General features: G+C 41.5%; 16 protein-coding genes. 10 read left to right on the top strand and 6 right to left on the bottom strand.

Features of this window, described 5'->3' with window-relative positions; genetic code table 11:
- Window positions 1-40: 40 nt before the first annotated feature.
- The 5 genes from J2X05_RS09630 to J2X05_RS21185 all read right to left on the bottom strand — a co-directional run bounded on the left by J2X05_RS09630 (window position 41) and on the right by J2X05_RS21185 (window position 6,147).
- Window positions 41-2,029 (bottom strand): TniQ family protein, encoded by a 1,989-nt coding sequence (locus J2X05_RS09630; RefSeq protein ID WP_310071840.1) that lies wholly within the window; start codon window positions 2,027-2,029, stop codon window positions 41-43.
- A complete protein-coding gene (locus tag J2X05_RS09635; RefSeq protein ID WP_310071842.1) occupies window positions 2,016-2,975 on the bottom strand; it encodes a TniB family NTP-binding protein in 960 nt (319 codons plus the stop codon). Before J2X05_RS09635 ends, J2X05_RS09630 begins: the two co-directional genes overlap by 14 nt.
- 4 nt (window positions 2,976-2,979) lie before the next feature.
- On the bottom strand, window positions 2,980-4,905 hold the full coding sequence (locus J2X05_RS09640; protein WP_310071843.1) for a TnsB C-terminal domain-containing protein: 1,926 nt from the start codon (window positions 4,903-4,905) through the stop codon (window positions 2,980-2,982).
- Between the two features lie 2 nt (window positions 4,906-4,907).
- Entirely contained in the window at window positions 4,908-5,669 is a 762-nt protein-coding gene (locus J2X05_RS09645) for a hypothetical protein (protein ID WP_310071844.1), read from the bottom strand.
- A 244-nt stretch (window positions 5,670-5,913) separates the two neighbouring features.
- The gene (locus J2X05_RS21185) at window positions 5,914-6,147 is read right to left on the bottom strand and encodes a BcepMu_gp16 family phage-derived protein (protein ID WP_374725268.1); all 234 of its coding nucleotides are present in this window, start codon (window positions 6,145-6,147) and stop codon (window positions 5,914-5,916) included.
- A 357-nt stretch (window positions 6,148-6,504) separates the two neighbouring features.
- Here J2X05_RS21185 and J2X05_RS09650 point away from each other — a divergent pair, with 357 nt between their 5' ends.
- From J2X05_RS09650 to J2X05_RS09695, 10 genes are read left to right on the top strand one after another with little or no spacing between them, the layout of a single operon-like run.
- Window positions 6,505-7,794 carry an AlbA family DNA-binding domain-containing protein gene (locus J2X05_RS09650; protein WP_310071846.1) on the top strand — a complete coding sequence of 430 codons (1,290 nt, stop codon included), beginning with the start codon at window positions 6,505-6,507 and terminating at the stop codon, window positions 7,792-7,794.
- 37 nt (window positions 7,795-7,831) lie between these two features.
- Complete coding sequence (locus tag J2X05_RS09655) at window positions 7,832-9,682, top strand: KAP family P-loop NTPase fold protein (protein ID WP_310071849.1); 1,851 nt, start codon at window positions 7,832-7,834, stop codon at window positions 9,680-9,682.
- Between the two features lie 3 nt (window positions 9,683-9,685).
- Window positions 9,686-10,516: a Qat anti-phage system associated protein QatB gene (qatB, locus tag J2X05_RS09660; protein ID WP_310071852.1), complete on the top strand. Its 831-nt coding sequence runs from the start codon at window positions 9,686-9,688 to the stop codon at window positions 10,514-10,516.
- Entirely contained in the window at window positions 10,513-11,787 is a 1,275-nt protein-coding gene (gene qatC, locus J2X05_RS09665) for a Qat anti-phage system QueC-like protein QatC (protein ID WP_310071854.1), read from the top strand. The genes qatB and qatC overlap by 4 nt, the downstream gene beginning before the upstream one ends.
- Window positions 11,784-12,515 carry a Qat anti-phage system TatD family nuclease QatD gene (qatD, locus tag J2X05_RS09670; RefSeq protein WP_310071856.1) on the top strand — a complete coding sequence of 244 codons (732 nt, stop codon included), beginning with the start codon at window positions 11,784-11,786 and terminating at the stop codon, window positions 12,513-12,515. The genes qatC and qatD overlap by 4 nt, the downstream gene beginning before the upstream one ends.
- A gap of 6 nt (window positions 12,516-12,521) precedes the next feature.
- The gene (locus tag J2X05_RS09675; RefSeq protein WP_310071860.1) at window positions 12,522-13,547 is read left to right on the top strand and encodes a hypothetical protein; all 1,026 of its coding nucleotides are present in this window, start codon (window positions 12,522-12,524) and stop codon (window positions 13,545-13,547) included.
- 19 nt (window positions 13,548-13,566) lie between these two features.
- Window positions 13,567-14,847, top strand: a complete 1,281-nt coding sequence (locus J2X05_RS09680; RefSeq protein WP_310071864.1) for a DUF2130 domain-containing protein — start codon at window positions 13,567-13,569, stop codon at window positions 14,845-14,847.
- A gap of 20 nt (window positions 14,848-14,867) precedes the next feature.
- Window positions 14,868-16,130 carry an SIR2 family protein gene (locus tag J2X05_RS09685; RefSeq protein WP_310071867.1) on the top strand — a complete coding sequence of 421 codons (1,263 nt, stop codon included), beginning with the start codon at window positions 14,868-14,870 and terminating at the stop codon, window positions 16,128-16,130.
- A complete protein-coding gene (locus J2X05_RS09690) occupies window positions 16,123-17,994 on the top strand; it encodes an ATP-binding protein (protein WP_310071871.1) in 1,872 nt (623 codons plus the stop codon). Before J2X05_RS09685 ends, J2X05_RS09690 begins: the two co-directional genes overlap by 8 nt.
- Window positions 17,995-18,008: 14 nt before the next feature.
- On the top strand, window positions 18,009-18,218 hold the full coding sequence (locus tag J2X05_RS09695; protein ID WP_310071874.1) for a KTSC domain-containing protein: 210 nt from the start codon (window positions 18,009-18,011) through the stop codon (window positions 18,216-18,218).
- A gap of 127 nt (window positions 18,219-18,345) precedes the next feature.
- On the opposite strand, the gene J2X05_RS09700 is transcribed toward J2X05_RS09695, so the two are convergent.
- Window positions 18,346-19,656 carry a ribonucleotide-diphosphate reductase subunit beta gene (locus J2X05_RS09700; protein ID WP_310071876.1) on the bottom strand — a complete coding sequence of 437 codons (1,311 nt, stop codon included), beginning with the start codon at window positions 19,654-19,656 and terminating at the stop codon, window positions 18,346-18,348.
- Window positions 19,657-19,774: the final 118 nt, after the last annotated feature.

Genomic DNA, 19,774 nt, shown 5'->3' on the forward strand with positions numbered 1-19,774 from the left:
GCGTCCCATGCCTCAGATGAACATTTATGCGCACTTCCAATTATCTTTCGGCGGCCATACCAAATTTTTCCTTTAAACGCAGAAAATTTATATCGTCTATTGGGTACAGGTCGAGCTTTTTCTCTGTGTCGAATGGTGCGTGACAGGGTATTATTTGACCTCGATTTTTCAGATTATTTATATGGGTGCGGTGCCGCCCAAGAAACTTGCTAGCTTCGTATGAAGTAAAGTGAGTATCACGTATATCCATCATCCTCTGTGCGTCAGAGAGGGACATCAGAGTCCAATATTTGTAATCGTATATGGGTAAAACTTCCTTGTTGATTATATTGATGTAAAGCCACTGCTTGGTGCAGCCAATCAGCTTACATGCGCCATCGATACTAATTAGATCCGTCCGATTAATTTGATGTTTTAGAAATGTAACGGATTCAAGAGTTATGAAAATTTTAACCTTTTCGCAGTTATCTCTTTTCAAAATTCCCTTTCTAACCAGCGTGGCTACCTTTTGTTGGCTGAGCTGTAGCAGCTGAGATGCCTCTGGAACTGATACGCTTGTTTTGACGTCCTGTGCCTGCGTTCGAGAGCCATTGGGCTTTCGGCCAGCATTGGTCTTGTAAACCTTAATACCGTTTATCATTTCCTTGGAAATTTTTTCCAAGTCACTGCGCCGAAATAATGTCGTTAGAAGTCCATCGATTGAGGGGCCTGCGATAGGCTCTATATCAATGGATTTAAGTTTTTCAGCAAGATTCGTTGAGTTTACCTCAAGCTCTTTCGCGAGTGTCCCAACAAGTACATATTGCGTGTCGAAGTCGATCAGATCCTGTTTGAGGATGACTTTTCTGAATTGCCCTTCTACCAGCAGTTCCTCCGTTTTAAGCCAATTATGTTTACAGAGACTTCGAACATATTCTGTATTGATCATAAGCTCATCTCCAGCCGTCGGAAAATCGGTATATTCATTTGGTAAAGCCAGCTTCCTGGGTTTGAAAAACGCCTTGCTTTGGTGAATATCTGCATTTGCCTTTTTTAGAATATCTAACGGTGCCTTTGCTTCCCGGCTTGTAGTCGTTGGCCAAACGACAATTTCTTTCTCTATGTAGGTATTTAATTTTTTTGGGCTTATTCGGAGAAGTTCGGCAGCCTGTTTTTTGGATATGTCTGCTTGTATATACGTTTGCAGGTCATTAAGTTCTTCCCTGTTTATCAGCTCATGCAATAAAGGATTGATGAAGCTCGTCGGTAGGCTGAACTGTAAATTAATCCAATCCAGGAAATCATGAGGGTTTTTAACGCGAACTTTTGTGTATATGGATGAAGCTAGCAAGTTTGCTGCTTTGTTATGATCACAATACATCTCATATAGTATTTCGTTGGTTTCGTAGGGAGTTAATGAGGTATTTAGTTCTCTGGTAAATTTTTCAATAAATAGCCATAGATTCTTATATTGGTCGGCATCATCCTGTGATTTGAAAATGTGGTTTTCAAAGAGGAAGCGAAATTTGGACGCATCTACTGATGGTGAGCTTGGCAGTTCAGCATCGCACTTCTTGCAATAGTTAATAGACCCGCGAAATGCGTTGGTTTCCCTGTGGCATTTTTTGCAGATTGTAATGATTTCTTTTCCATGAATGTGACAGACTGAGTAGGGGATAAAACGCCAAATCTTTCTTAAGTATCCGTATTCCCTGATGCAGTCTGGGCAATATGCTATTCCATCTTTTCGAAAAAAGGATTGTGGATATTGGATGTCATTGATAGCTACGTCTGAAAAGTTAGTGGAAATTAGTTTTGGATAAACCAGCTCGTGCGATAAATTAAACCCTACGAGTTTAATCAGATTATCAAAACGAGTTTGATCATGTAAGTCTCCATGGTTGATAAATTTATCTTCACGATCCAAGACAAGTGTAAATAGACGGTGAGCCGATTCATGGCCATTTGCCTGCGCTGAACGAATCAGCAGACTTGCTGCTGATTCGTCAGGGAATGGAATTGGCTTAACCGGAAGGTTAATGTGCTCCATTCTTGCCTCGCAAATGCGACGCTAAAACACCAGGACTCATGTTGAAAGGGTTAGTTTTAATTCGGCTAGCCAGCGAGCATATCCCGTCGTCCCATGCTATAGCAAAATCATTAACCGTCACCACACTGCCACCGGTTTGCAAAGTAATGTAGATGGCTTCCTTTAAAAGCGACATGACAAACGCCGGGTTCCCAGAAGTCGCCGCGTAAATTTGGTTGCAAGTATGGTCTTCAGAAAAGTCGGATGTAAAATCGATATTCAAAATTTTCTTGCAACGTGAGATTATTCCTTCGATGAATGGCTTTATTGATCCTGAATCTTCTTGTATTGAAGGTTGCAGAGGATTCATTCGAAATTCCTTTGGGAAGCGTCTGCTTAGTTGTGAGTCTTGCACTAAAAAGTGCGGGAAATCAGTATTCCCGGCTAAACAGAACATTATTCGAGTCTCGTTAATAATTGATTTAATCCAATTGCAGACCGCTGTATTTACCCGTGTTGAATTTCGTAAAACATCATATAAATGATGAAATTCATCGAGAAATACTAGTCTTGTTTCACACTGTTTTAGTAAAAGACAGACTCGTTTTGTTAGCTGGGCAGTTGTACCAACAAATGGATTTGGATCTTTTAGTTGTATAAGCAGAGCAATAGCTACGCTTTTAACTGTGGCTGGCGAAGGCACAGCGCAATAGAAGGCGGGTATAACGATTTTTTCATGGTTATCCACAATTTTTGTTTCACTGGGCATTTTGGACATGATAACTCGGCAAATAGTTGTTTTTCCGTAACCACCTTGACCCGTAAGCATGCACCCGACAGGTTCTCGGAAAGCGCTACTTTTTTGCAAGCAATGTTCAATACCTTCAATTGCTCTGTCAAAATCTTGGTGATAGACAACGATTTTGTCGAGTTTTGCAATAGATGTAATTGGATTATAGGCATTCATGGTGTTACTCCAGTTCGATAGATTTAAAAGGGTTTATATTTTCGTTTTTAACGCGTGGTGTATTGGTGTCGCTTAACGAAATTACTTCGATTACAGGTTGTGTCGTCTGTGCATCGACCTTTATGTCTTGGACTGGCGGTAAAATTGAATTTTTTATCTCCGCTATTTTTCGTTGCGTGTAAACCTTACGGGATTCGCCATTTGTGAGCTTTTTTAAAAATCGTTTCATTTTAATCGCTTCTTGCTGAACGCGCTCAAGGAGTTTCCAGCGGGACAATTCAAATGAACGCTTCCCTAATTTTGTGATGTCTGACTTTGTCATTTCATCACGAATTTTTTTTGCTTCTTCATGTTCGTATATGGTCAGTCCGTTGGTATATTCAGGGTTGTTCGATTCAACTAAAATTAGCGTTGCTCTGTCCTCTGGATGCTGCACTAAAATCGAATTTAAGTTGAGATCGTCAATTAAAATAGTTACTTTGATAAATCCTTGTGCTTCTAGGGTTGCTAGTGCATGCGAATAGTATTCAATGTAATCATACTGAATAATCCCCTTATGAATTGACCTGGTTTCAGGACGGCGAGCGAGAGCATTAACCTCATCTTCTGATAGCGATATTGGCCCGATATTTTTAGTCTTTTCTTCCCAAAAGCAAATTGGCGCTCGTCCAGTTTTGGTATGTATCGTTTTGTGATAGATCTCGTTGATCCATTCTTGGATAAAACTGCACACTTGATCAATCGTAAAAACCGCTTTTTTTAATGAGTCGTAATCACCACGTTCAGTCGGATTTGAAAACGTAGTGCCAGGGATTTTTTGTACAATTCCATGCGTCAACGTCCGAAAAAACGATTCAATGTGAGCTTTTCCGTCAGGATCTTGAATTTGCGCTGGTGTTACAGTTATTGCGAGCGTTTCACAAATTCGAACAAACGAAGAGTTGGAAAATTCAATACCGTTATCTGGTACTATTCTGCTCGGAATTCCTCCCGGTAGGCCTAGGTTGGCTCTAGAAAGCATATCTTTTAAAGCACCTAATGCAGTAGTTGCACTAGGAGGATACATGCATACATAGGTACCTACTACAGCTCGCGTTGCAATATCGGTTAGACATGTCAGGAATGGTCTACCAATTACATCTCCCGTGCTTTCATCAATTACGTGGATGTCAAGGTAATGTGTGTCTATTTGTACAAGAGACATTACAAGTTCGCTGATCAGTTTTCTTCCTGACGCTCTTGCTAGCTTGTCGGCAGCAAGAGATCCTTTTTTGGCGAGGGTGATAACATATGGATCAAGTTTTTTAATCCGTCTCTGTATTGTGCGCTCGGTTGGAAATTGAATGTCTTCGCACGATTTGTTACATAGGCCGATTTCAACAGCTCTACCTACAACATAGCTAGTAACATCTCCGGCGGACCGTCGTTCCGGTGTGAGATATACTTTTGCTATTCCTTCATTGATGAGGTTTTCAATTTCCGGGATAAACCTGAGATTTTGATTGCCGCTATTTCTTCGATTTATAAGTCCATTGTTTCCACTTTGCCTGCTTTTTTTGACCCAGCGCGCCACTGCGCGCGGACTTGGTGGTTTAATGTCATTTATCTCATTGCTAACCCTATTGATTATTGAGCGCAATCCTTTCATCGAGGTGGGATGGGTCAATTCAACTAGAGCCGCTTCTACATATCTGTATCGATACCTAACATACGTAATGTTGTTGTGATTTATGTCATTATGACCTGAATGTGTTATCTGAATTTTTCCTGATTTCTTCAACGAGTCAAATTGCTCAAATGTGGTTTTGTGTACTTTTCCACCCGCAGTTGATGCATATCTAATCAGGCTATGTTCAGCAAAAGTTATTTCAAAATGTGCTCCGTGTAATGAGAAACGCGTACCAATTTTTGGGGTGAAGTTAATGTCCATTTTTATACCTCCTCACCGAGCATAGATTTTTTAAGGGCAGGCAAGCTCACAATGTCATGAAATATCAGGTACTCCAATAGATGTGCGGGAAGGTCATTTTTTTGCAGAACATTATATCCATCGACGATTTGATCGACTGGATGTAACTTTAGAAGAGTGGCTCCTAATAAGATTTGACTTTTAGTCCAGTATCGAACGTGTCCGCGTGAGTAAACTTCAAGTATTTTTTCAGTTTTTCTAAATGATGGGATATTAGATGAATCAATAATTCTAAAAATTATGCCTGCGGAATACAGAATTTTTTCTACGATTTTTAACTTTCTTATTGTCTGCTCATCAAGATAGTAAATGTCAGGTTTTACCTCATGGACTTCATAAAACCCTGCATTTGTAAGTACGACGAAGTCGGGGTAACAACATTTCCCACCCGGTAATTCAATACGAATAGCTTGGCTTCGATAATTTTTGTATGTCCGCTCAAGATTTCCTACAGCATGCGCTAGCTCAAGCTGGCTTTCGAGGGGAACAAGTCCACCGGCTTTGCGACTTGGGAAAAGCGATGTTCTTCGCCCTTTGCCGCCTTGCTTTATAAGTCTTTGGCCGGGCAGCACGTTTGCCTTTGTGGGTGGTTTTTTGAAAGCAAATTGAATCTGATCAAGTATTTTTTGATGTTGGCGTTCCTGGTAATTCAGTTCGTCATGAAAAAATTCGGGCAAAAAAATGTTAGCCGCCGCCGGGGCAGTGTTTGGGGTTTGCAAGTACATAAGTATCTCCAAAAGCAGTTAGTTCTAGGCCAATCTGGCCTGGTTTTATTGCCCTTTAAAATTTGGGCAATAGTTGACACATGGCTGCTTTTATTGGAAACTTAGGTTTCTGACACCTTTGGTAGTTTCTTTGAAGCAACCATTGTTTTAAACGCAAATGGCTCCCATGGGGGGCCATTTGCGTTTATGGCCCTTGCGTTTGTTTCATATCAGTTATCTCTCAGTGGTTTAACAGTTCATTGATCTACTCGTTGTTGCTCGGTTTAACATTTGAAAAGTCTAAAGTTGATTCCACTGGCTCCTGTTTCAGGCCCAGCTTCAAGGCTATTAGATGGCTTTGTCCCCTGCGTGGTACGTTGTTTGATCTAAGTACTCGATACACCAAATCTGGACTAAATCCCTCTCCCCGCGCCCAGTCAGCGATGGCTATGCCTCGCGCTTTAAATTCATTAATTACTCGTTCCGAGTTTCTGTTCATGTCGATTTATTCCAGTTTGATCAGCTCATCTTCGGACTATAAGTGATGACCGGCCTGAATACAACATATTGATTTTAATAGAAAAAATGTTAATTTCGTGTCGTTTGGGGTTTTTGACAAAACCTAAAAAAAGCTTGTTAGAACGGTGATTTTTCTGCTCAGCCGAAAATGGCTAAAGTGTAATAAGGTGTAATTTACTAACCAGTAGATGGCACTTACCTTATTAATCTGGGAGATCTCAAGCCTGCTTTTTGCGACGATGAATTGTGCGACGGGATTGCTTGGGGTGTATTCCCTAGTGCGCCTTTATGTGACATATTTCACATTGCGTGTTCATAACAATAATGGAAATTCAGGATGATGCATCTGCAAGAACGCCAGTGTAGTAGTGCCCTCTTACTCAATGAGTGGGTCGAGTTAAGTAATTGTGAAACATCTCTTCAGCGTGCCGTTTTTAGTGTTGTATTTACTAAAGATCACAATGGAGATTGGCGGTATCTCTTAGGCCATTGCGAATTAGCTTCCAATACGTCGATTGATTCTGTAGAAGTCATTTATCCTTCATTTTCTTTTATAAAAAAAGAGATACTGGATTTCTCTTTGTCTGGGTTTCTTGCTGCATTAGAAGGCGAGGGATTCATGATTTCCGAAAACTTCCCTCCGTTAAGAAAAGCCGATTCATCCCAGATAAATTGGATGAGAGGATTAATACCCAGTCATGCAACCAAAAGTAAATTTCCAGTAGTGAAATACGTAACAAAATTGGAAAACGAATTATCTTTTCATGAAAGCCCTCTTATTGGTTTCAATCTTCCGTATATCGATTCTGTAAATCAGCATATTAAAAACTTTCTTGAGTTTGATCATTTCCATGGTAATTCAGATGGTCAAAAGGGCGAATTCGCTATAAAAATAAATAACTATTCGGCTTGTATCAATTTTGATGCCCAGCTCTTGTCATTTAAAGCGAATGTGTATGCTTGCTTAGTGGGAAAAAACTCATCTGGTCAATCAATAAACCTTTCCGAAAAAGACCAGCTAAATATGACGGTACAGGATCTATCGGATTCAGAGATATTTTTGATTAACAGGAATAACGAAATTTTAGATTACAGATCAAAATCGCATTGGAAGTATCGATTGGATAGCAGTGTTGATAAAACTACTTCAAAAAAGCTTCTGACACTTATAGAGGCAGGAGAGGGGCAGTATCTGGAGTTTAAAAAATATATTGAGGTTACTAAAAATAGGAATCAAAAATCTGAAGAGCTTGAGAAAACAGTGTGTGCCTTTTCTAATGCTTCTGGTGGTCAGCTGTTGATTGGTGTGAATGATGAGGGAAATATTGATGGTGTTAATGATTTTCTAGTGCAGCATTATAATTGCGCTATAGAAGAAGCCGTTCTTCTTTATGTTAAGGGGATTAACAAACGCCTATCTGAAAACCTGAAAAACAACCAATGCTACGATGTCAGTCACTTCGTAATTGGTGATAAATACATAATTGTTGTAGATGTTGACAGATCTGAAGAGCTTAACTACGGGGTTACTCAAGAATGGGCCTATGTTCGAGTAGGAGCTACCAGCCGGAAAATGCGTTCTGCGGAGTCAAGGCCGGAAACCAAAAAATTACCCTTTGAATTTTAATTTTTCTTTTATGTATCCATGGTAGGAGTCATTAACGATGTGGCCAGATAATGAAACAGAAAGAGATTTCCTAAATTTTTCCGGCGTGGCAGATACTGTTGCGGAAATTATTGTTCAAGCGCAAGGGCGTCCAATTTCCATAGGCGTTTCAGGAGCTTGGGGCATTGGAAAATCTTCAATGATTAAGCTGACTCAAGCGTCTTTGGCGCAACGGACGCGCCAAGAGGGTGAGCGTGAATTTATATTTGTTGAGTTCAATGCATGGCTTTATCAAGGATACGATGATGCGCGTGCTGCACTTATGGATGTTATTGCCTCAAAATTAGAGGTTGAAGCCGAAGCACGTCAAAAAGGAGTTGAGAAAGCGAGGTCTTTACTTAAGCGTGTTAATTGGCTTCGCGCTGCAAAACTAGTAGCAGGATCTGCCGCAGCGATGTCATTTGGGTTACCTCCTACAGGGCTTCTTGGCGAAATCTGGGGTTTAGGTCAGCGCGCCGTATCGAGTGGTGTCGATGCAAAGCTTCTTGAAGATGCTGGTGAGAAAGCTGGAGCGGTAGCGGAAGTAGGAAAAGGATTGCTCAATCCAGTGGAACAAACTTCTCCCCCAAAAGAGATTCAAGCCCTGCGCGATAACTTTGAGGAAACACTGGAGGAGCTAGGTGTAACCTTGGTCGTTTTAATTGATGATTTAGATCGATGCTTGCCCGAAACCACTATATCCACACTTGAAGCAATACGACTGTTCTTATTTTTAAAGAACACTGCATTCGTAATCGCTGCTGACAATGACATGATTAAACATGCCGTGAAGCGGCATTTCGAAGGTGTTCCAGACGACAAGCTAATTACTAATTATTTTGACAAGTTAATTCAAGTACCGATACGCGTTCCTCCATTGGGGACGCAGGAGGTACGAGCGTACATGATGATGCTATTTGTAGATAACAGTGAATTGGCCTCGGATATTAAAGAAACTATTAGGCAAGGGGTATGCAAGCAGTTACGACAAACATGGCAAGGAAAACGTGTTGATCGTGCTTTTGTACAAAGCCTTCATCAAGCAATCCCTGAAAAATTAATTGGCAAGTTCGATACCGCAGATCGGTTAGCTCCGTTAATGACTACTGCTTCTGACATATCGGGAAATCCGAGATTAATAAAACGCTTTTTAAATGCGTTATCAATTCGCATGGCAATATCCAATGCACAGGGAGTGGGCGTTGACGAAGCTGTTTTGGCAAAGCTTCTTCTGTTTGAACGTTTAGGTACTCCAGCAGCTTATTCAGAGTTGATGAAAAGGGTCAGTTTGAATGACGCAGGAAAACCAACGTTCCTTTCTGAGTGGGAAGAAAAGGCGAGTGCTGGCCAAGAGCTTACTTTAGAAGATCCTTGGACGGGGCTCTTTTTTAAGGAATGGCTAACTTTGCCACCGGCTTTGGCGAATACAGATCTTCGAGGAGCTTTATATGTTAGTCGAGAGCATATTCCATTAATCACTCCAGAAGATCGACTTTCATCGGAAGCGGCTGAGCTACTTACTGCGTTGCTACAACATCCAGACATGGCTGCAAGTTTAAAAGATCGTTTAACTGCACTCGCACGATCTGAAACTACAGTAATCATGGATCGTTTATTGGATCGAGCACGACAAGAACAGGAGTGGGGCGTTCCTCCTATATTAATCGCTTGTTTAACTTTAACCGAGGTCGACCCACCTCAGGGGCCTAGATTGGCGGCGCTTCTCCGTGAGAGACCCGCTGTTCAAATTAGGGCGAACATCATACCTAAAATAGGTGATCAGCCATGGGCTCAATCAGTATTTGATGAGTGGGAAAAGGGACAGATTTCTTCTCCTGTTAAAGCAGCTATAAAAAAGCAAAGGAAGTGATAAATGGGAACATCACAATCAAGCAAAGGTCCTGGTCCTGGTGTTCCTATGGTTCCTCCTTGGGCGCCTGACCTTCCCTCAACAAATTCGTCAGGCGATGATCAGTCACAAGATTCGCAAGATAGTTCAGCCGCTCCTAGTGGTGGAGTACCGATAGCCCCGTCTGGCCGTTTTGGAGGCGCTCGAAGGAGCTTGGGAGGGTATGCTGGGTCTGGCGGTCGTAGTGACCTTCGTCAAGGACTTAAGCATTACATTCGATCTGGTTACGGAGGTTCAAAGACTGCCACCCGTCGATTTGCGGGCACAGCTAGCACCGCTGCCGTACTTGGCGGTGTATTGGCTGGCTTGGCATCGGGACAATCCTTCGTCGCAAATAATGGTCTAGATCCAGTTTTGTTGGCTGGAAAATCTGCTGACGAAGTTATGAGTGCCGTGACGGAGGCTGTTCGCCCGGTAGATGGCACTCAGGACGCTGAAGCACAACGTGCAGCAATACGAGATTCTTTATCTGAGGTACTAACCCGCTTTCCTGATGCTGATTTAGTGAATTTAAATCCAGAGCACCGCGAATTTGCAATCGAAACTTTTACAGCCTTCGATGTTGTTCATCGTTTTGAGTTAGATGTTGGTAAAACAATTTTTGCAAAATCCCCCAATGCAACAGCAGCCCTAGCCAGACTGAAAGAAGCTCGCGAATATATTAAAGAAACTGTGTCAGCCGCATTTCGGAAATTAAAAGAGACTGGTAAAACCTTAACAACAGGGCAGATTAAGCATGTTGTGAAAGACGCTTTGCAGGAGACGTTTGAAGTATTTGAGGGATATATAAAATGAAACTGATTTGTGGCCCCGCTAGTTTTAAATTACCAAATGTTTCGCAGGCTTTGTGTGTTGTTTTGTACGGCAAAGCTCAATCCTTAAAACAAGGATGTGCCGGTGAGGCGGCGAGATCCGAAATTTTGCGTAGACGTCTTGATCCAGCACCTCGATCTTGGGATTTATTGTCTATTGCGCTATCCGTTGTAACTGCAGATTTTGCGGTGTTACGTGATGACAGTCCTGATGGCTGGACACGAGAGATAGAGCTTCATATTGCTGTAGCTGAACCTGATTTTTGGTCGCAACAGAAGAAAGCAATTGAAGCAGCGTTGGGTTTCCTGACAACGGATATATGGTCGCTTAATTTTTATCCCGGCGGTGATGTGCAACCATCACAGAAGGAAGTCGTACACCCAACAGAAAATTGTGTAGTGCTTCTTTCCGGAGGGCTCGATAGTTTAATTGGGACCATTGATCTTGTTTCTGGCGGCCTTAAGCCATTTGCTATAAGTCAAACTGTGCGCGGTGATGGTGAAAAGCAGATTCAATTTGCTGAAACTATTGGCGGTGGTTTGAATCATTTGCAGCTCAATCACAATGCATCTTCTCCTGGTAGCGATGAGCCATCTCAAAGGGCAAGATCACTTATTTTTTTAGCGTTTGGTGTGGTGGCGGCTACTTGCTTACAGCAGTATCACGAAGGGGGTAGGGTTCCATTATATATGTGTGAAAATGGTTTCATCGCCATTAATCCTCCATTGACTAGTGGGCGTATTGGCAGTTTAAGTACTCGTACAGCTCATCCCGAATTTCTTTCTCGTTTTAAATTTATTCTTGAGGCGGCTGGGCTGCGTGTTGATATTCAGAATCCGTACGAAGAAAAAACCAAAGGGCAAATGTTATTAGATTGCAAAGATCAAAACTTGCTTAAGAAGTATGCTGTCCATTCGACTAGTTGCGGTCGTTTTCAGCGTTTCAATTATCACCATTGTGGTAGATGCGTTCCTTGTCAGGTGCGTCGAGCTGCATTTTTGACTTGGGATAAAAAAGATTCAACCGGTTATGTACATGACAATCTAGGGAAAAAAGATAAGGAACATGCTGGATTTGATGATGTGCGTGCTGTTGCAATTGCGCTTGCTGCTGCTCGTGCTGACGGCACTGATGCCTGGTTGGATCAGGCGTTGTCTTATCCATCGATCAGCAATAAGAAAGGCCTTAAAGATATGTTAGTTCGAGGTTTGGCCGAGCTCGAAGTCTTGCATAAGGTCTATAAAGTAACATGATAGATTTTCACTGCCATCTTGATCTTTATCCTGATCCTCATGCCATTGCTAGTGAATGTATTAGTAGAGGTATTTATCTTTTATCGGTCACTACTACGCCTTCTGCTTGGAAAGGAACGAGTGAGCTTGCATCTGGTGCTTCGAGAATACGAACTGCGTTAGGCCTGCATCCTCAAATCGCACATAACCGAAAACATGAACTTCCCCTTTTCGAGCAGTTGCTTCCAGAAACAAGATATGTGGGAGAGATAGGTCTTGATGGTGGCCCTGAGTATAAAGAGTATTGGTCTGATCAATACTTTGTCTTTACCCATATTCTGAAGTTATGCCAGCGCTCCGGTGGCCGTATTATGTCTTTGCACAGTCGCAGAGCTGCCAAAGCGGTTTTAGATGAAATTGAAGCCCACCCTGGAGCAGGCACTGCAATTCTGCATTGGTTCTCTGGAACGCAGCGAGAACTTGATAGAGCCATATCGTTAGGATGTTGGTTCAGTGTCGGTCCAGCAATGTTGGCCAGCAAAAAAGGTTTAGCATTGGCGGCTAAGATGCCGAAAGATAGGGTCCTCACAGAAACTGATGGGCCGTTTGTTCAAATTGATGGGCGTTCAGCTTTTCCTTGGGAGTCCGAAAATGCCATTCCGTTTCTTGCTTCAATTTGGTCGGTGCCTGAATTAGAGATTAGAGAGCAGCTTAAAGATAATCTACGAAACTTAGCAATAAATAATTGAGAGTGTATGGATCACATTGAGTTTGCAGAAACGTTAGAAGATTTGAATCATGACTGTAAAAATCATTTACAACTTTGTGTGCGGAATATAGGCAACAAAGGTAATACAAGTTATGTAAATCGCTGTACGTTTTGTGGTGAGCAGATAGGAAATGCTATTTTAAAAAGCACGGTAGAAACTCCCAAAGCTTTATTTGATGTGACATTGAAAGAGCGCTATTGGGAAAAACGGAATGAACTTTTTAGGGCAAGTGTTGAAGTTAATTCGAATGGTTATGTTCATCCCTTACCATATGAAGATTTCGAAAAGAATCTTAATGGATTTATATCAGACTTAAGCCATATTGATGGTGTTAACATAAATCTCATTAATGGATATTTGAGTAGATATTTAACTCACGCCACAGATGTTCAAAGAAATAGTTATAAAACCCCATTTAGTTCCGAGGAAGACTTACATGTATGGTTATCTTTTGAATTATCGCGATGGTTTTATGTGTATCCGGAAGTTCATGGTGTTGGATATGTTAATAGAACGAAGAAAAATGTGCGCTTGGATTTAATTATTAAGGCAAAACCAGAGTTAATTTCGTCAGGGTTTACTGATAAATATATAGGCGTTGAAATAAAATATTTGAATCCGGGTGAAAGGGATGGGTTTCATAAAAGATCTTCACGTGGAATTTTCCAAGCTTTGAGTTATTGGTATAGCGGTGCTCGCTGGAACCTTGAAGGAAAAGATGTGGATATTTGCACTGTTTTATTTTTTAGTGACCTTTCTTTTACCGATGAAAGAAATAAATTATTTGAAACGATTGACAGGCATTATAGAAAATATTGGAGTGCGTATTTAAGTGTGGCAAACCATGGGAATGTTGGTGAGTTAATATTCGATGGTTCTTCAAATAACTATTTTAAGTGGCGAATGGATTTTGCGCAGGTTACTTATTTCACTGGTTACAGTAATGGTGATTTAAGAATGGGGAATCCTAATCTTATTAACAAAATAAGAATTGGTAGCACAAATAGCTAATTAATGTAAGGTGTGGAATATGGCCGAGCCAATAATTAAATGTCCTAATTGTAATACAGAGATTCATTTAACAGAATCTCTGGCTGCTCCGTTGCTTGAGGCCACAAGAAAGCAATTTGAGCAAAAGCTTAACCAAAAGGATGTTGAAGTAGCTCAACGTGAGAAGGCAGCTAAAGATAAAGAAAAAGAATTGGCCGACGCCAGATCAAAACTTGATGAGCAAGTTCAATATCAGGTTCAGGAAAATTTGAAACAAGAACGTATTAAAATTATTGCTGATGCTGAAAAGAAAGCAAATCTTACAGTTGCCAATGATCTTGAGCAAAAATCTCGTGAAGTTGAGAGTTTGCAAGAGGTATTAAGAGGCCGAGAGGCTAAGCTCCTAGAGGCTCAAAATGCTCAGGCTGAATTGCTGAAAAAACAACGTGAATTGGATGATGCGAGACGAGAGTTAGAGCTAACCATTGAAAAACGAGTGCAAGATAATTTAGAAATTACTCGTCAGAAAGCTAAAAAAGAAGCTGAAGATGAGCAAAAGCTAAAGGTAATGGAGAAAGAACAAACAATATCTGCGATGCAAAAGCAAATAGAAGATTTAAAGCGAAGAGCAGAGCAGGGGTCGCAGCAGTTGCAGGGTGAAGTTCAGGAATTAGAGTTGGAAAGTATGCTGCGCTCAAAGTTTCCTTTCGACTTAATCGACCCCGTGCCAAAGGGGGAATTTGGTGGTGACGTGATCCATCGAGTTATGGGGACAAGTGGGCAGTCCTGTGGTTCAATTTTATGGGAATTTAAACGTACCAAAAATTGGAGTGATGCCTGGCTGACAAAACTTCGAGGGGACCAACGAGAGGCTAAGGCCGAAATAGCAATTATTGTGAGTCACGCTTTACCTAAAGATGTTGATACATTCGATATGATTGATGGCGTTTGGATTACTCATCCTCGTGCCGTATTGCCTGTGGCTTTAATTCTACGGCAGTCTCTATTAGATATCGCCTTGGCCAGACAGTCGAATGAAGGTCAGCAAACGAAGACGGATTTGATTTATCAATATTTAACTGGCCCTCGTTTTCGTTTAAGAGTAGAAGCAATTGTTGAGGCTTTTTCTACTATGCAAGAAGATCTTGACAGGGAGAGAAAAGTAATAATGAAACAATGGGCAAAGCGTGGACAGCAAATCGAGAATGTGATGGGTGCCACTGTCGGAATGTACGGTGATTTACAAGGTATTGCGGGTAAGTCTCTGTTGGAAATAGAGGCATTGGAACTAAAACATATTGGTATTGATGATAATCAATAATTATTAATTAGGTGGAATAAATGGACAACTATCACGATCCAATAAGGCATTTAAAGTATCTTCGTCAATCGTTAGCTCAGGATAATGAAGCCATTGGTTTTTTTATATCGGCGGGATGCCCATTGTCTGTCGAAATGCCTGAAGGTGAATGGCCTCTCATTCCTGATGTGCAAAATTTAACTTTACATATTAATGCTCAACTGAGCCTCGATAAAAAATATAATTTGCTTATAGCGGAGATAGAGAAGGCTGGAAAAAATATAAAAAATATTGAGGATATCTTAAGTTTTTTACGGAGCTTGTTGGTGGTATCAAAAGGTGGGGATGTCAGAGGGTTGACGGAGGCAGACCTTACAGATATCCAATCAAAAATATGTACTGAAATAATAAATAAAATTAATGTTTCCCTGCCCAACAACGAAACTCCATACCATAGCCTTTGCAAGTGGATCCGTTCAATAGATAGAAAGGTCGCAGTAGAAATATTTACAACCAACTACGATCTACTGTTAGAGCATGCACTTGAGGATTTAGAAGTTCCATATTTTGATGGTTTTGTTGGTGCGAATAGATCCTTTTTTGACTTGCGGGCAGTTGAAGATAATTTAATACCTGTTCATTGGTCAAGATTATGGAAAATTCATGGTTCTATTAATTGGTGTCAAGAGGAAATAAACGGTGAGCGGAGAGTGTATAGGTCATCTGAAATAAAGCAAAATGTTTCTCATCTAATTTATCCGTCGCATTTAAAGTATGAAGAAAGCAGAAAAATGCCTTATCTTGCATTGATCGATCAATTAAATAGATTTATAAGAAAAAAATCCTCTTTTCTTATTTTATCAGGATACTCATTTAATGATGCACATCTCAATGACACAATTGTTAACGCATTAAAGGCAAACCCAACTGCTATGGTGCTTGGTTTAATGTATGGAGAGTATGAGGTTGAATTAAAAACAGAAGTAGAAGCAGAAGTTGATTCTGAAGTTGAAGCTGAAGTTGATATAGATGTGGGCGAAGTTAGTACCACTTTGACTGAGAGATACCCAGAGGCTTATAAGCTCGCAAAAAAGCAGCATAACTTAAATATATGGACTTTCGATAAAGCAATTATAGGAACCAACTTGGGACAGTGGAGAAGGGTCCATGCAAAGGAAGAAGACGATATAGAATTAGTTCGATTTTTTGGAAGTGAAAATCAATTAAAGCTTGGTGACTTTTCAGTTTTTACTGATTTTTTAAAAAAAATTATAGGAATTAAAAGGGAATCATCAAATGTCTAACAAAGAGACGTATTTGGGAGACGTGCAGGATGTAAAAGGCACTACGGTTAGTATAATTTTGTCCAAGGAGTCTTTGACAGGATTTGTTTATATTGATGGTCAGGGATATAGAGTTGGGCAAATTGGTAGCTTTGTTCGAATTCCGATTGGGTTTGATGATCTCTTCGGCATCATCAGTCAGGTTGGAGCTAGTGCGGTACCTGAGAGCCATCAAAATGATCAAATGAGTGGCAATCGTTGGATGACTATTCAACTTGTTGGTGAGGGACCTAGAAACGGTATCTTTAGACGTGGACTGTCCCAATATCCAACGATTGGAGATGCAGTACATTTGGTTACTGAAAAAGAGTTAAATAATATTTATGGGCAACCAGATGAATTTCATTTTGTTAGGCTTGGCCATGTTTCAAATGCCGACTCTATACCTGCATTAGTCGATGTCAATAAATTAATCACTAGACATTCGGCTGTTGTCGGTACTACCGGATCTGGAAAATCCACTACGGTAGCAAGTATTGTTAATGCGTTATCTGATGTTGTTAGATATCCCTCCTCAAGAATTATTATGTTGGATTTGCACGGGGAATATGGAAATGCGTTGCAAGAAAGGGCCAATATTTACAAGCTAAATGCAAGCTCCTCTTCTAAATTAAAAGAGCATGAATTTTATATACCTTTTTGGGCATTGAATTTTGATGAGCTATGTGAAATAAGCTTTGGAGAATTTAGTAATGAAAAAGATAAGAACATTGTCATGGAGAGAGTTCATAAGTACAAATTAGATTCGTTAAAAAAGTATGCGAGAAAAGGGGCTTCTGTAGATGCACTTAGTGTCGACTCTCCAATACCATTCAATATTCATAATTTGTGGTATGAGTTATTTGTAGAAACTTTTGGTACTTATTATAAGGATGGTGTGGGAAGACCAATTGATAATTTGGCTTATGAGTTGGACGCAGGCGGTAATCCAATGATGGGAAGTGCGAAGGATGGTATACCCCCAATTTTTAAAAATGTAGTGACTGACGCTGGAGCAAGAAAAATAAATTATTTACCGGGAGCGTTAAATATTGGAAAGCAGCTTTTGCTGTTAGGCACAAAACTTAGAATTCCTCGCTACAATTTTATATTTAGCCCAGGAGATTGGCTTCCCGCTTCTGATGGGCAGGTAGCAAAGGATTTGAGCTCATTACTAGAAAGCTGGATTGGTAGTAAAAAGCCAGTAACGATTCTTGATTTGTCTGGTGTTCCTTCCGATATCTTACAAACAACTATTGGCGCACTCCTTCGCCTTTTATATGAAGCACTATTTTGGTCTAGAAATTTATCTCAAGGTGGGAGGCAGCGCCCATTGCTACTGGTGATGGAGGAGGCTCATATCTATCTAAACAGCAAGTCTGAAGGCATGGCATCAATCGTAGTTCAGAGAATTGTGAAAGAGGGAAGAAAGTATGGAATAGGTGCGATGATTGTAAGTCAGCGTCCATCTGAAATTAATCCAACAATCCTTTCTCAGTGCGGAACCTTTTTTGCTCTTCGTCTTGCTAACACTATCGATAGGGGACATATAACCGCAGCAATTTCTGACAATTTGGATGGCTTAACTAGCATGTTACCTATCTTAAGGACGGGTGAGGCAATAATTTTAGGTGAGGCCGTTAAATTACCAATGAGGACTATGATTGAACCGCCTCCGAAGAATCGAAGACCTGATAGCCAAGATCCGATTATTTTTGATGAGGTGTCAATAGAAGATTCACAAAATCCTGGTGGTTGGGGTATTAAGTTAGAGATCAATCCCAACTACGAGGAATTAGTGGAAACATGGAGGGCGCAAAGCCCGAAAATTGATAAGGTGATATAAAAATAGGTGAAGCTATGGATATGGTAAGTGTTGAGTCAAGTAATGTTGCTGCAGTTGGGTATGACGAAGACAGTTCGACTTTACAAGTAGAATTTAAAAATGGAACGACATACCAGTACTTTGATGTTCCTCAACACCAGTTTATTGGTTTGAGGGATGCAGATTCCGTTGGAGGATATTTGGCTGCTCATATAAAGGGAAGTTATCGCTATTCGAAAGTTTAACTTCCTGGATGGAGAAAGCCCCTCACATGAGGGGCTTTTTTTATTTCCATGACACAGGATGCGTCGCTCAATGACATCGGATGCGTCGCTTATGACACAGGTCGTGTCGTTCGCCGTCTTTCAAAAACTAATCCCAGCTCAACGCCCCACCTGTTTGATATTCAATCACGCGCGTCTCAAAGAAATTCTTCTCCTTACGCAAATCCATAATCTCACTCATCCATGGGAATGGATTCTGTGCGCCTGGGAATTGTTCTTTCAAGCCAACTTGTGAGCAGCGGCGGTTGGCGATGAAGTGGAGGTATTCTTCCATCATCGCGGCATTCATACCGAGTACACCGCGTGGCATAGAATCGCGTGCGTATTGGATTTCCAACTCGGTGCCTTCCAAAATCATTTGGATAACTTCTTGTTGGAATTCTGCAGTCCACAAGTGCGGGTTTTCCAATTTGATTTGGTTGATTACATCGATACCAAAATTCAAATGCATGGATTCATCGCGCAGGATGTATTGGAACTGCTCGGCAACGCCGGTCATTTTGTTACGGCGGCCCATGCTGAGGATTTGGCTGAAGCCGCAGTAGAAGAAAATACCTTCGGTCACTACATAAAACGCAACGAGATTGCGTAGCAACTCTTGGTCAGTTTCTGGTGTGCCGGTAGTGAAGGTTGGGTCGCCCAAAGTTTGGGTGTGCTTCAAACTCCATGCGGCTTTATTCGCAACGCTTGGCAATTCGCGGTACATGTTGAAGATTTCGCCTTCATCCATGCCCAGCGATTCAATGCAATATTGATAGGCGTGGGTGTGGATCGCTTCCTCGAATGATTGACGCAAAATGTATTGGCGGCATTCGGGGTTGGTGATCAAACGGTAAATCGCGAGTACGAGGTTGTTCGCTACCAATGAGTCAGCAGTAGAGAAATAACCGAGGCTGCGCATTACGATGCGGCGTTCGTCATCGGTCAGGCCGTCTTTGCTGCGCCAGGTGGCGATGTCGGCGGTCATGTTGACTTCTTGTGGCATCCAGTGGTTGGAGCAGCCATCAAGGTATTTTTGCCATGCCCAGTCGTATTTGAAGGGTACAAGCTGGTTCAGGTCGGCGCGGCAGTTGATCATGCGCTTTTCATCTACCTGAATACGGGCAGCGCCCATTTGCAATTCTTCCAAGCCTGGAGCTGGATCAAGTGCGGCGAGGCTCGCGCGTGCTTTGGCGAGTTCAGGGCTGATGCCTGTTTCTTTAGCGGCTGCAGCAAAGGCGGTGTTAACGGCTTGTGCATCGGCAGCGGCGCTGACTTGAGTCGCTTGTGCTTGCGCAATTTGCGCTTGGGTTTGTTGCACGACAGGCTCGGCAGCTTTGCTCAATGCATTGCTAATCGCGTCCTGACGGGCGGTTTCTCTTACGGCTTCTTCGCTGTCGAATTCATCCCAACTTAGCATGGTGTTCCTCATTAATTCTTTAATGCAGGGGCTTTAACCCCACCCTAACCCTCCCCTTAAAAAAGGGAGGGGACTGGATCATCCCTCGGTATTAACTCCTCCCCATTTTTAAGGGGGA

The sequence above is a fragment of the Cellvibrio fibrivorans genome (assembly GCF_031457055.1).
GTDB classification, from domain to species: Bacteria; Pseudomonadota; Gammaproteobacteria; order Pseudomonadales; family Cellvibrionaceae; genus Cellvibrio; species Cellvibrio fibrivorans.